Annotated in this window: 17 protein-coding genes; 1 reads left to right on the forward strand and 16 read right to left on the reverse strand. The window is 41.9% G+C overall.

Annotation, left to right across the window (positions count from 1 at the left end; genetic code table 11):
* Positions 1-30 precede the first annotated feature (30 nt).
* From ALT761_RS20555 to ALT761_RS02715, 14 genes are all read right to left on the reverse strand, one after another.
* Positions 31-459 (reverse strand): hypothetical protein, encoded by a 429-nt coding sequence (locus ALT761_RS20555; RefSeq protein ID WP_172602837.1) that lies wholly within the window; start codon positions 457-459, stop codon positions 31-33.
* A gap of 110 nt (positions 460-569) precedes the next feature.
* Positions 570-881: a hypothetical protein gene (locus ALT761_RS02650; protein ID WP_129736221.1), complete on the reverse strand. Its 312-nt coding sequence runs from the start codon at positions 879-881 to the stop codon at positions 570-572.
* A gap of 126 nt (positions 882-1,007) precedes the next feature.
* Complete coding sequence (locus ALT761_RS20560) at positions 1,008-1,511, reverse strand: hypothetical protein (protein ID WP_172602838.1); 504 nt, start codon at positions 1,509-1,511, stop codon at positions 1,008-1,010.
* Between the two features lie 57 nt (positions 1,512-1,568).
* Positions 1,569-2,024 carry a nuclear transport factor 2 family protein gene (locus tag ALT761_RS02655; protein ID WP_129736224.1) on the reverse strand — a complete coding sequence of 152 codons (456 nt, stop codon included), beginning with the start codon at positions 2,022-2,024 and terminating at the stop codon, positions 1,569-1,571.
* 546 nt (positions 2,025-2,570) lie between these two features.
* Positions 2,571-2,999 carry a hypothetical protein gene (locus ALT761_RS02665; RefSeq protein ID WP_129736227.1) on the reverse strand — a complete coding sequence of 143 codons (429 nt, stop codon included), beginning with the start codon at positions 2,997-2,999 and terminating at the stop codon, positions 2,571-2,573.
* Positions 3,000-3,127: 128 nt separating this feature from the next.
* Positions 3,128-3,532, reverse strand: a complete 405-nt coding sequence (locus ALT761_RS02670; RefSeq protein ID WP_129736230.1) for a DUF1801 domain-containing protein — start codon at positions 3,530-3,532, stop codon at positions 3,128-3,130.
* A gap of 138 nt (positions 3,533-3,670) precedes the next feature.
* A complete protein-coding gene (locus ALT761_RS02675) occupies positions 3,671-4,078 on the reverse strand; it encodes a hypothetical protein (RefSeq protein ID WP_129736233.1) in 408 nt (135 codons plus the stop codon).
* Between the two features lie 141 nt (positions 4,079-4,219).
* Entirely contained in the window at positions 4,220-4,477 is a 258-nt protein-coding gene (locus tag ALT761_RS02680) for a hypothetical protein (RefSeq protein ID WP_129736236.1), read from the reverse strand.
* A gap of 136 nt (positions 4,478-4,613) precedes the next feature.
* Positions 4,614-5,060, reverse strand: coding sequence for a hypothetical protein (locus ALT761_RS02685; RefSeq protein WP_129736239.1), 447 nt, complete (start codon positions 5,058-5,060; stop codon positions 4,614-4,616).
* Between the two features lie 78 nt (positions 5,061-5,138).
* Positions 5,139-5,510, reverse strand: coding sequence for a hypothetical protein (locus tag ALT761_RS02690; RefSeq protein WP_129736242.1), 372 nt, complete (start codon positions 5,508-5,510; stop codon positions 5,139-5,141).
* A 1,164-nt stretch (positions 5,511-6,674) separates the two neighbouring features.
* Positions 6,675-7,103 (reverse strand): hypothetical protein, encoded by a 429-nt coding sequence (locus tag ALT761_RS02700; protein ID WP_129736245.1) that lies wholly within the window; start codon positions 7,101-7,103, stop codon positions 6,675-6,677.
* A 107-nt stretch (positions 7,104-7,210) separates the two neighbouring features.
* The gene (locus ALT761_RS02705; protein WP_129736248.1) at positions 7,211-7,510 is read right to left on the reverse strand and encodes a hypothetical protein; all 300 of its coding nucleotides are present in this window, start codon (positions 7,508-7,510) and stop codon (positions 7,211-7,213) included.
* Between the two features lie 140 nt (positions 7,511-7,650).
* The gene (locus tag ALT761_RS02710) at positions 7,651-7,887 is read right to left on the reverse strand and encodes a hypothetical protein (RefSeq protein ID WP_129736252.1); all 237 of its coding nucleotides are present in this window, start codon (positions 7,885-7,887) and stop codon (positions 7,651-7,653) included.
* A 173-nt stretch (positions 7,888-8,060) separates the two neighbouring features.
* Positions 8,061-8,498 carry a hypothetical protein gene (locus tag ALT761_RS02715; RefSeq protein ID WP_129736255.1) on the reverse strand — a complete coding sequence of 146 codons (438 nt, stop codon included), beginning with the start codon at positions 8,496-8,498 and terminating at the stop codon, positions 8,061-8,063.
* A 246-nt stretch (positions 8,499-8,744) separates the two neighbouring features.
* Here ALT761_RS02715 and ALT761_RS02720 point away from each other — a divergent pair, with 246 nt between their 5' ends.
* Complete coding sequence (locus tag ALT761_RS02720) at positions 8,745-9,713, forward strand: integron integrase (RefSeq protein ID WP_129736259.1); 969 nt, start codon at positions 8,745-8,747, stop codon at positions 9,711-9,713.
* A gap of 90 nt (positions 9,714-9,803) precedes the next feature.
* On the opposite strand, the gene fadA is transcribed toward ALT761_RS02720, so the two are convergent.
* A complete protein-coding gene (gene fadA, locus ALT761_RS02725; protein ID WP_013785548.1) occupies positions 9,804-10,967 on the reverse strand; it encodes an acetyl-CoA C-acyltransferase FadA in 1,164 nt (387 codons plus the stop codon).
* A gap of 18 nt (positions 10,968-10,985) precedes the next feature.
* Positions 10,986-13,136 (reverse strand): fatty acid oxidation complex subunit alpha FadB, encoded by a 2,151-nt coding sequence (gene fadB, locus ALT761_RS02730; RefSeq protein WP_129736262.1) that lies wholly within the window; start codon positions 13,134-13,136, stop codon positions 10,986-10,988.
* Positions 13,137-13,355 lie beyond the last annotated feature (219 nt).

The following is a 13,355-nucleotide window of genomic DNA, read 5'->3' on the forward strand; positions in this document are numbered from 1 at the left end:
GCGAACGAAGTGAGTGAGTTTATTGAGTTGTTATGCATGTTTATATACAGAGTGAGTTGTGTTTTTAAAACAGTTTAAGGCGATAAAGGCCCCTAAAGTTAAACTCGCCACGCCACACAAATAATTTAAGTCATAGATTATCGTTTCCATTAGGCTCTCACTGTCGAGAAAAACATAATACGAGGACATTATGTAAAGTAAAGCTATGACAGAGCTTCCAATTTTATAGGAAACCTTTGACGTATTAAAAGCAGCGAACAGCAATGCTATTGAAAAAAACACACTCGAAAATGCTCCGATGTAATAAGCTGAGTCTTGGAACTGATATCCTAATTCTTCATCGCGTAACATAACAAAAGGGGATATGAAGCCGATTAACTCCGCTAGAATTGGTCCACTAAATAGTCCAAAGATTAAAATTTTAAGAGCACGAACCATTAAACCGCCTTCTAAATGCATAACGCTCGGCTAAGCCGCCGGAACTGAGTGGATTGTTTTGTGCGAGCGTAGCGGAAAAGCACAAAACGAGCAACGCAGTGGAGGTCGGTTTGAGCCGTTTGTTAGCAGTTTTATTGTGACACTTCATTTATAGTAAACTCGATTTTCAATGGCTTAAAAAAAGAGAAAATCCATAGACCAAACGCACATACACTACCGATTATTGCTGTAAAAATTAATGACATAAATACGGCCATTAAAGGACCAACAAATATTGCTTTGATACCTGTTACCGGCTGCTCGTTCCAGGTTAATGCTTCCATGCCAAAAGCGCCTAAGATGCCAAACAACACGAACAATGGGAGAAAGCCTACGGTTAACCCAATTGCAAACAATTTATACACAGTCCCTGCACTAACTTTCTTAACTTCAACTTGCTCCATGATTTCTCCTATTTCTATTTGACTGCTAACTTTTAAATAAGGGGCGCAGGCGGGTAGGGCATAATGGCGAAGCCGCCCTACGTGTATGCGTCCCAGCCCGCGCAGCGGGCGAACTTAATTTTTTTGTTATGTGGCACGCCTAAAATAGCCTACGGAATAATACAAACTGACCAAAAATAAACTAGTTAAATAGGTAAATGCAACTCTTGGATAGAGATTATCTTGAATACAATGTAGCTGCTGACGTGTATTTATTATTTGAGAACAGTCGATATTTGATGTTATGGAAAAAACTAAAAATAGAACTGAAGCAAGCAAAGAAAGGATGCAAAAGATTACAATTAAAAAACGTATTTGGGTAGCTAGCCAATAGACAGCAAAGGCTGCGGCGACAATCGGAACAGAGTTAGCTACAGCTGGTTTAGGGTATTCGTAAAAAGATATGCAGCCTATAACGAATAACATACCTGCAAACCCAATCCATGTACCAAGAAACTCAAACTCTCGATCGCCGTGAAAGTTTTTGAGGTTAAACTTTACTTTGTATCTATGCATGTTTCTTTGCCACATAACTTTTAAATAAGGGGCGCGGGCATGTGGGCTAAAATCCGAACGAAGTGAGCAGCCCACATGTTTGCGTCCCAGCCCGCGCAGCGGGCGAACTTAATTTTTTTGTTATACCTTACACTATTCTTCATATTTCCGAATCACCGCTACTTTGCCATCTTCAATTTCCAAAACTTCCATCGTTGAGTAATGTAATTCTATGAGTTCATTTGTTTGAGGGTGTACTCCCTTGCTAGATGTAGTGTATGTAATGGCAATTGCATTGTGAGCGGGAATAACTTGCTTCAAGATAGCTTCATATACCGAATGAGAGCCCAAATAAAACAGCATCCCTTCGCGTATACTTTCTTTCCCGTCAGGTAATCGCGAATCATCTGAGTCGAAGGGCAAGTGTTGGTGGGCGACATCGGCCTTAAGGAAAGACAGGTAGTGCTCTAAGTCTTTTTCAGTAGCATCGGGAGATTGAGTTGCTGCCCATGCTGAAAAATACCTGTTACCGAGTTCGGATAAGCCTGTGTCTGCTATTGCGTTAAGAGACCAGAATAAAGTGACTAAAGAAAGTGTCCATCTTTTCATCAAAACCTCCACTGTTAAAATTAGGTATAACTTTTAGCTAAGCGGCGCAGTTGCGTGGGGCATAATGGCGAAGCCGCCCCGCGTAACTGCGTCCGAACGACCGAAGGGAGTGACTTGAGCGCTTTGTTAGAAGCAGAGCCTGTTCCTTTGGCCTAGTTAAAAACTAATAAAGTCAGCATACGATTGATTATTAACACAAACAAGTAAAACAACAGCGCATTGATGGTATTGATTTGACTGAAGCAAGCTGCCATTCGAGCCGACAAACGCAATGGCGCTTCGTGATTCAAAATAAGAACTTGGCGATAAAGCGCCTATTGCGTGACCTTTGAAGTGAATACAGCGAAGTTATAACCACCAAAAGCCAGAGCGATTTTTGAAACAGCAGGTGAGGGCGGTTGAACTGATATCTTTATAAAGCCAAGCGCAGTTTAGGCTGACGCCTTCTAACTTCCAAATATGGGGCGCAGACATGTGTGCAAAAATGGCGAAGCCGCGCACATGTTTGCGTCCCAGCGAGCGACAGCGAGTGCCATAATTTGTTTGTTATGCATCAAAAACCCCAAACAACCTAATGTAGTTCTTTTTGTAGATACTAACGGTAATAAATGGGCGAACCAAGCCTGCATTAATTAGTGTTGGGAAAAGGGCAACAATAGCGAAAAAGGCTAAGGGGTCGAAATGGATAGAGAAGCTAGCAATGGCGACGGATATATAGGTCACAAATGAGTATACGTTAAACCATTTAATATTCTTTTTTAAAACTGAAATTTCATTTTCATCGGTATAATCGCTTATGAAAAAGTAAAAAAACACTAAACCAATGAAACCCAGAATAAGGCTCTCTGGCCTTATTTCTGAAATTGCTGCACCGGCAAACGTTGACGCTAAACCCAGCGCGAAAGAATCGGTGTAGGCCATCTTTAAAAGAATAGATAGGTTAACTGGCTCTTTTGAAAGAGGCGCTCGATTCATTATTTACCTTGATGCATAACTTTTAAATATGGGGCACGAACAGGCAGGCGATAATGGCGAAGCCGCCTGCCTGTTTGTGTCCCAGCCCGCCTGCGGGCGCCATGATTTTTTTGTTAGGTGCGTGTATTTTACAACCCCAATAGCGGTTTGTCTTTAACCTGATGATATCTAAGAGCGACAGATATGCAATGCGCTAGTTCTGGTTTTGCTGATATTTGATTAATGCTCAATAAGACTTCTCTATTGCCCAAATATCGAAAGTCGTTGGGATATAGCTCTTTAAATGTTGCTATAAGCTTGGTTCGGCAATGAAAAAAGAGTGAAATGGTTTGCGGAGAGTCTGGACGCCAGTCGATTCTTAGCGGGCTACCATTTGGACAAGAATAACTAAGTTGTGACCATTTTAGGTTTTCTGTAACTGGCCCAAGAGATTCTGAATTAGCAATTTGAAGTATAAGCTTTCGAAGTTGGAGTAAAGCACTTTTCGCATCAGTTGGGTAAGTGTTTAACTTAGACGCTATTGATTCTTCCATGACATTTTCCAATTACTAAAAAGCACCTAACTTTTCAATAACGGGCGCAGGCACGTAGGGCATAATGGCGAAGCCGCCCTGCGTGTATGCGTCCCAGCGAACGTAGTGAGTGCGTTAATTGCCTTGTTATATTTCGGTTCAAAGTTCGACAAAACGAGAATTATCTACCAATAAACTTAACTTTTTAAAGTAACACTCTTTACCTTGACCAACAGCTATAACCGCATAGTTTTTATTTGAAGATGCATCAAAGTTAAAAGTACTCGTTTTTGAAAAGCTACCTATAGTGCATTTAGTTGTATAACTATACTCACCGGCAAGAATAGAAATGTCTGAATTAGTGACGATATCTTTGTCGTTGAGTTTTAATGATGTAATTTGAAGAGCAGAAGGGGAAAATTCTTCATCAAGCTTAGATGCGTCCGTCCATAAACTTATAGTCGCAGTCTCGTTGCTTGATTTTGATGGCCCATCATAGAATTGAATCGCGGTTGAACCGCAAGCACTCAATCCTACAATTGCCAGAAATAAAAACAAGTTTTTCATCTTAAAACATCCTTTTAGAAATATAACTTCCCGCATAACGGGCAAATATACGTAGGCTAAAATACCGAGCAGAGCGAGGGGAGCCTACGTGTATTTGTCCCCCGCGAGCGAAGCGAGTGTTTATGCGCTTGTTATGCGCCATTAACCGTCAACATCATAGTTATAGCCTGAAAGGTCTTTGGCGTAGTAGTCATTGATAACGTTTAATTTAGCTTTTTTAAAAACACGAGTAAAACAACTAAGCAGAGCTATCAATCCTAGTGCTGCAAACACAATTGAAATTGGATTGAATATGTACAGGCTTTCACAGTCAAAACAAGATACATCTTCGTATGCAGTAGCAAAGGTAAGAATTGAGAGAACGACTCCAAGAAATAAGTACAAAATAGCCAGCTTCATCTAAATTCCCCTTTGGCACATAACACCCGCATAACGGGCAAAAATACGTAGGCTACAATACCAAGCGAAGCGCAGGGAGCCTACGTATTTTTGTCCCTAGCGAGCGCAGCGAGTGTTAATGCGTTTGTTATGTACCTTACGCATATCTGTCTAACTGTTGAAACAACTCTTCAGAACCTTCAATGTGAATTGGCACGAATATTTGACCTTTTTTTCCAGCATCCACAACGACAACAGGCATACCATTACTATTGAAAGGAAAGGCCTTTTCAATTTCGTTCATTTTGAAGCGACGCTTGAGTAACCAATAATTTCTACCACTGATTTCATTATTTTCTATTGTAACGTACGAGCATTTAAGTAAATAACCTATTGTGACACCGAAAAATAAGCTGAATAGAAATATAGCCAAAAACATCAATGGAAGTTGAATAAGGCTGACGTGTTTAAACGTTTCTTCAATATCAAATGATACTGAAAAGAGACGAATACACATGATGATTGTAAAGCCGACCGATAGAATGATGAACAATTGCTTGACCATGTGTCGTGCAAGCTCTTTCCATTTTACTCGATAAACCATTGAACTATCCTTGGTACATAACGCCCCAATATGCCGACGAAACGAGCGCAGCGAGTTGAGGTCGGAATAATTGGATTGTTATGTTGCATTTGCTCTCCTAACTTTTATAAAAACAAATGCTTCGTAAATAAATAATACTGCCATACCGCAAGCCCAAACCCTGAATGCAAATACTATTTCAGGACTGCCACAAGAACCTGATTGTTGTCCCCAATGCCAAAAATAGGCTGGAAAGTATGTAAAGGTAGTAATGAACAATAAAGGCACCCAGAGCCTATGAACATTTGAGACAAGGCGCAAGATGACTGACAGAAACAACAAGGCGATAGCAACGCAAAATGCAAAAAATGATTGGGACTCATGCAATTCTCTCAGCCCTTCGGGTGGCGAAAAGCATGCAAAGGATTCGCCAGCAAAAAATACTGTAACTATGAAAAATAGATATTTCACTAGTCTATCCCTGCAACATAACTTTTAAATAAGGGGCGCAGACATGTGGGCTATAATGCGAAGCAGCCCACGTGTATGCGTCCCTGCGAACGAAGTGAGTGACTTAATTTTTTTGTTAGGTGCGTGCAGATACATCCTAGTTTTCCTTGCCGATCTTTCTGAAATATATAGTTAAACCACAGTAAAAAATTAAGTAACTTGGCAAATAAACCAGACTTCCGATCACAACTCCTTGCATTGGATTAAATCCATCCAAATAGGGAGTAAGATAGAAATAACCGAAAAAGCAAAACGTTGCTACAAGTAAGATACTGTGTTTCAACCTATTTTTATTTCTTACTACCTTAGTGCTAGCAATAGCTGCAATAAATATTGGTACGAAAATAAAAACTGAAAATATCTCGGTTCCCATAAGCACCTAACTTCCAAATATGGGGCGCAAACACGTGTGCAATAATGGCGAAGCCGCGCACTTGTTTGCGTCCCAGCGAGCGGCAGCGAGTGACATAATTTGTTTGTTATAAGCCACTGTTTAAATAGCCTTGCGCATTTTATCTATTAACTCAAGGGATGCCTGATAAAGCAAGATTTCCATGTCCTCATTATGGTAAAGAGGTCCCCAACGGAATAGTCCTTTGAGACTAAATTGCTTTGCAATGAATTCGCGCCATGTCACAGATTTAGAAACACTGAAGGTTTTAACTGTCTTGCCGTGTTTAATATTATATAGGCGCGAAACCAACTTGATTTTTGGGCGCCAAAATATTGGTATGCCAGACGTTCCAAGGTTTACGGTGAAAGCCTCGCCACCATGCAGCGTAACTATAACGACATCCAAGGCAATGTCAGATTTCTTGGGCTCAGTAATGTTAGAAATACTATGGAGGCAAAAGATCTCTTCGAATTTTTGCGCATATGATCTTGTAGTGAATTTCCAGTTATAGAAAAGAACGACTCTATTTTAGATAGGTTGCTGTCATTAACTACAGCCAATGAACCCAAGTATACATTTGGCTTTTCAGAGCTGAACCAATCGAAGAGCAAATTCAAATTCCTTTTGGCTTATAACTTTTCAATAACGGGCGCAGGCACGTAGGGCATAATGGCGAAGCCGCTCTGCGTGTATGCGTCCCAGCGAACGAAGTGAGTGAGTTTATTGAGTTGTTATGCATGTTTATATACAGAGTGAGTTGTGTTTTTAAAGCAGTGTAAGGCGATAAAGGCCCCTAAAGTTAAACTCGCCACGCCACACAAATAATTTAAGTCATAGATTATCGTTTCCATTAGGCTCTCACTGTCGAGAAAAACATAATACGAGGACATTATGTAAAGTAAAGCTATGACAGAGCTTCCAATTTTATAGGAAACCTTTGACGTATTAAAAGCAGCGAACAGCAATGCTATTGAAAAAAACACACTCGAAAATGCTCCGATGTAATAAGCTGAGTCTTGGAACTGATATCCTAATTCTTCATCGCGTAACATAACAAAAGGGGATATGAAGCCGATTAACTCCGCTAGAATTGGTCCACTAAATAGTCCAAAGATTAAAATTTTAAGAGCACGAACCATTAAACCACCTTCTAAATGCATAACGTTTCACATATGGGGCGCAGGCTTGCTGGCTATACTTGCGAAGAATGAGCCGAGCCAGCGAGTATGCGTCCCAATGAGCGCAGCGAATGAACATAATGTGTTTGTTAGGTTTCAGGGGCATCTTGGGTACCAGAATTTCCATTTAGAACATCATTCTCGAAAACATACCAAGAGCGCTCCATATTTGAAATCCAATGTTCTTTATTTCGAACTTGGCCGGATGCTTCCTTGGCGTAACCAACAGCTTCACTTAATTTCCCTGATGTATACCCATTTAATTGCGGCTTAATCTGTGCCGCCATAAATTCCAGTTTTCGTAAGGGGCTGGCAGCTTCTTTTTTATTGTGAGAGTAAATTACCTCATCAATTAAGCTTCGCAGTTTTCTTAGTTTTTCACTATCCATTTCGACTAAATCCTCTTATGAAACCTAACTTTTCAATAACGGGCGCAGATGCGTGGGGCATAATGGCGCAGCCGCCCCGCGTGTATGCGTCCCAGCGAACGAAGTGAGTGAGTTAATTGAGTTGTTATACGAATAGCCAATTAATTCATAGAAAGAAGGCTACGAGGTTTAAGCTCTAAATTACTTTCCAGCCTTTCTATTTTTGAAAGAAGCTCTTGATTAGCTTTGCTTGTTTGGTCGATTTGATTCTGAAGCTTGTCTACTTTGACCTGTACAGTCTGATTGGCCTGATTTTGTTGATATAGGATGTATGATTGCAAGCTAATTACAGTTGCGAAAGCGATAGTTGATAAAGCTACTTTTGTACGACTTTTCATAGAACTTCCTTATTTCAATTGAATATTAAGACTACCAGTGATTTTTTAGTTTTTCACTTATTCGTATAACTTTTAAATAAGGGGCGCAGGCACGTAGGGCATAATGGCGAAGCCGCCCTGCGTGTTAGCGTCCCAGTGGGCTTTAGCCCACGACTTAATTTTTTTGTTATACGTCATTGGCGTAAAACATCTACGGTTGCTTTGTGAAATGTATCCGCTGGGTAGAGCTTAGTCTTGCATGAAGTTAACATATGGATACTCTCTTCTTTTGAGCTTACAGATGGAATTTTTGCTTCACATTGCCCTATAAATTCGCCGTCTGTGTTAAATAGGCTGAATCTTAAACTAAGCCCGAAAGCATTAGGAGTTAGGCCCAAATTAATCATCTTGGTTGTTAGTAGGATCTCATTGTCTACTACTTGAGAATTTACTAATTCAAGACTTAGCGAATCTACAAATGTATCCATATCCTCTTTAACGAGTTCACGCATGGAATACTTATAAGTCTGTTCTATTTTTATGTGTCCAACAATGAAGTAGGTTGCTAAAACCAGAACAACGGCAACAGCAAATCCAGTGCCCCAGAAAAAACCATCCAATATCTTGCGCAATCTTTAAATTCCTTTTGACGTATAACAATTTAGTGTACGGAAAAAATCCTTTATGCAAGGCGGAAAGTTTCCATATATCACCCAAATAATATTTTAACTTTCGCACGTAAGTTAACTTATATCAATATCCTACACTTTGTATCTGAAAACACTGTACTTAAGTACGGAATGTTTCCTTTTTATTTTACGGCGTACTAAAAAATCGTAATGCTGTATGTAATTACAGTTTAAATGTGAAAAATAAAAATGAAATCAATGTTTATGCAAATGGTGGTTCAACACATGCGAAATCGCCGTTACGCTAAGCGCTCTATCCAGCTTTATAGTGGGTGGATTGTTAGTTATATCCGGTTTCACAATACTAGGCATCCTGCCGAGATGGGAGACAAAGAAGTAGAGTTGTTTCTATCTCACTTAGTGAATAAAAAGAATGTAGCGCCGGCTACTCAAGCCAGCGCACTCAATGCGTTGGCATTTCTTTATCGAGACATACTAGAAAAGCCTCTTTCCTTGAGTCTTGATTTTGTTACAAGTCGCAGGCAAGCCAAGTTACCTGTTGTGCTTACGCAAGAAGAAGTGGTGGCGCTTTTTGCTCAACTTCCCGCTCATTTAAAGTTACCTATTTCGTTACTTTATGGAAGCGGGTTACGTTTAATGGAGGCTGTGAGGTTGCGGGTAAAAGACATTGATTTCGACTATAACGCTATTCGAATTTGGGATGGCAAAGGCGGGAAACATCGTGTCGTTACTTTAGCAGCAGAGCTTAAACCCGGGCTTAATCGGCAAATGAGTGTAGTTGAAAATTACCTTGTTGCAGATTTAGAAAACCCTAGTTACCAAGGGGTATATTTGCCCCATCGTTTACGTGTTAAATATCAAAATGCACCTAGAGAGCTTGGATGGCATTATCTTTTTCCTTCTGCGCGTTTATCGGTTGATCCCGAGAATGGAAAAACGCGTCGACATCATATAGATGAATCAAGCATACAAAAGGCGATAAGAATAACCGCAAGTGCGTGTGGGCTTAAAAAGAAGGTTACGCCGCATACCTTGCGACATTCGTTTGCTACTCACCTTTTACAGTCGGGTGCCGACATTCGGACTGTGCAAACGCAGCTTGGTCATTCAGATGTGAAAACTACGCAAATTTACACTCATGTATTACAACAGGGGGCGCAGGGTGTAGTTAGCCCGCTTTCCCGTGTTTTAAAATAGTTGTGTTTGCCGAAGATGTATTGAGCTTTACGAACCTCATGCAACAAAAAAGGGCCCGAAGGCCCTTTGAAATAAAACGTGAATAACTAATTAAACACGTTCAAATACAGTCGCTATACCTTGGCCTAAACCAATACACATAGTGGCTAAGCCTAGCTCTACATCTTGCGATTCCATCAGGTTAATCAAGGTACCTGATATACGTGAACCAGAACAACCTAGCGGGTGGCCTAATGAAATAGCGCCGCCGTTAAGGTTAATCTTGTCATCAAGATTGTCCATCCAACCTAGTTGCTTAATGCACGATAGTGCTTGGGCAGCAAAGGCTTCGTTGAACTCAGCTAGTTGAATATCGTCCATGCTAAGGCCAGCACGTTTAAGGGCTTTTTGTGTTGCCGGTACTGGGCCGTAACCCATAATAGCTGCATCACAACCTGCCACTGCCATTGAACGAATTTTAGCGCGAGGTGTTAAACCTAGTGCTTTTGCTTTGTCGGCAGACATAAGCAACATGGCAGACGCACCGTCAGACAACGCCGAAGATGTACCTGCTGTAACGGTACCGTTCACTGGGTCAAATACAGGGCGAAGTTGCGCCATGCTTTCAGCTGTGCTTTCTGGGCGAATAACTTCATCATGGTCAATCAGTTTAAGCGTACCGTTGGCATCATGGCCTTCGATAGGCACAATCTCGTTAGCCCAGCGGCCTTCAAGGTGTGCTTTATGCGCTAGCTGATGCGAACGTGCGCCAAACGCATCTTGCATTTCGCGGGTAATACCGTTTTGACGACCAAGTAGCTCGGCGGTCATACCCATCATGCCAGAAGCTTTTGCGGTGTACTTAGCAAGGCCTGGGTGAAAGTCGATGTTGTAGTTCATAGGTACATGGCCCATGTGCTCAACACCACCAATCATGTATATGTCGCCGCGACCACTCATAATACCGCTAGTCGCATCATGCAATGCTTGCATCGATGAACCGCATAAACGGTTAACGGTGACTGCACCTGTAGTACGTGGAATTTGGGTTAGCAACTGGGCATTACGCGCAATGTTGAAACCTTGTTCTTTGGTTTGCTGTACACAGCCCCAAATAATGTCTTCAATTTCTGCTGGATCAACACCTGGGTTGCGCTCAAGTAACGCGGTCATTAGCGCGGCAGACATAGTCTCTGCACGAACATTTCTAAATACACCGGCTTTCGAGCGTCCCATAGGGGTACGAACACAATCGATAACTACGACTTCTTTCATTATTAGTCTCCTTGGGAATTAAGCGAAGTAAGATTTACCTTCAGCGGCCATCTTGCGAACGCCATCTGAAATTTGGTAAATCGGGCCAAGACTGGCGTATTTGTCGGCAAGTTCGACAAAGTTCGCTAATCCCATTGTTTCAATCCAGCGGAATACACCACCGCGGAATGGAGGGAAGCCTAAACCGTAAAGTAAGGCCATATCTGCTTCAGCAGCAGTACCTACAATGCCTTCTTCTAGGCAACGAATTGCTTCGTTAGCCATAGGAATCATCAAGCGTGCAATAATGTCTTGCGCGTCGAAGTCTTTAGTATCGGCAGTAATAGGAGCAAGCAAGCTATATGCTTCTTCAGCAGCCACTTTCGTAGGCTTACCGCGCTTGTCTTTACCGTAGTTATAAAAGCCTTTGCCATTTTTCTGGCCTAAGCGTTTTTCTTTATAAAGCACAGTTACTGGGTCGTCGCCAATACGTGCCATACGCTCTGGAATACCTGCAGCCATAACGTCTGCAGCGTGGTCGCCAGTATCAATACCAACAACATCCATTAGGTAAGCAGGGCCCATTGGCCAGCCGAACTGTTTCTCCATTACTTTATCAACAGCAACAAAATCAGCGCCATCTATTAGCAACTTACTGAAGCCTGCAAAGTAAGGGAACAATACGCGGTTTACTAAGAACCCTGGGCAATCGTTTACCACAATAGGGGTTTTACCCATGCGAAGTGTGGTGGCCACTACGGCATTAATAGTATCTTCCGAGGTATTTTCACCACGAATAATTTCAACCAATGGCATGCGATGTACTGGATTAAAGAAGTGCATACCACAGAAGCGTTCTGGCTTGTCTAAGCTTTTCGCTAATTGGTTAATTGAAATAGTAGAGGTGTTAGAACAGATGATAGCGTCATCGGCCACTACGTCTTCTACTTCTTTAAGCACGATGCCTTTTACTTTCGGGTTTTCAACAACCGCTTCAATTACAAGATCTGCATCTTTAAGCGTGTTGTAGTCAAGAGTAGGCGTAATAGCGTTAAGGGTTTTTGCCATGGTTTTGGCATCAACTTTACCGCGCTGCATACCTTTACCAAGAATATTGGCAGCTTCGTTTAAGCCTAGGTCTAGTGCATCAGTGTTAATGTCTTTCATTATCACTGGCATACCTTTAACAGCACTTTGATACGCAATACCGCCACCCATAATGCCCGCACCCAGTACGGCATTAAGTTTTACCTCTTTTGTGGCAGCTTTAGCTTGTTTCTTACCTTTTCCTTTTACTAGCTGATCGGCTAGGAAAATACCAATTTGCGCTTGCGCTGCATCGGTTTTAGTTAGGGCAACAAAGCCAGCGTTTTCAAGCTTAAGTGCGCCATCGCGGTCAAGGCCTGCGGCTTTTTGAACGGTTTCTACCATTTTGTGCGGAGCAGGGTAGTGCTTGCCGGCTTGGGCAAATACCATGGCTTGCGCAGTAGAGAAGCTCATCATGGCTTCGTTTTTGTTCAGTTGTAATGGGGCTTTTTTCTGAGCACGACGTGCTTCCCATTTAAATTTACCATCTACCGCGTCTTTCAACATAGAAAGCGCACTGTCGCGTAATGACTCTGGTGCAACTACCGCATCAACGGCGCCTTCAGCAAGGGCTTTTGCGCCTTTTCTGTCTTTACCAGTGGTCATCCACTCTAGTGCATTGTCGGCACCAATTAAGCGAGGTAAACGTACGGTGCCACCAAAACCAGGCATTATGCCTAGTTTAACTTCTGGTAGGCCAATAGAGGCAGTTGTATCTGCAACGCGAAGGTCACAGGCTAGTGTCATTTCACAGCCACCACCCAGTGCAAAACCGTTAATGGCTGCAACAGTAGGGAAAGGTAAATCTTCGAAGCGGTCAAACACCTGAGATGTGTTTGCTACCCAGTTTAGTACTTCGGCTTCATCCATCGCGAATAAGCCGGTAAATTCGGTGATATCAGCACCTACAATAAATGCAGATTTTGCGCTGCGTACTACTAAGCCTTTAACACCGCTTTCTTTAAGCAATGCTTGGGTTGCTTCATCAAGTTCTGTCACCGTCTGGCGGTCGAACTTGTTTACTGAACCTTCGGCATCAAATACCAGTTCAGCAAAGCCGTCATCTAACAGACTGACGGATAAACTCTTGCCTGTGTATATCATTATCATCTCCTTCGGCGTTGGCCGGGATAGTAGTGTAGCAATCTAACCATTCGCTTTAAGCGTATAAACCAAACATACATTCTGGTCTTACCACAACACTAATGCGTTAGGGTGGCTAGCTTTTTAACTAAACTTAAACAAAATATCAATGAAAAATTCAAACGAGCGTTTCAATTGTTAAAAATGGAGGTCATTCATCGAAAATCAAGCTTCATTTCA

Origin of the sequence: Alteromonas sp. 76-1 (assembly GCF_900654235.1) — a bacterium.
Classification (GTDB): Bacteria; Pseudomonadota; Gammaproteobacteria; order Enterobacterales; family Alteromonadaceae; genus Alteromonas; species Alteromonas naphthalenivorans.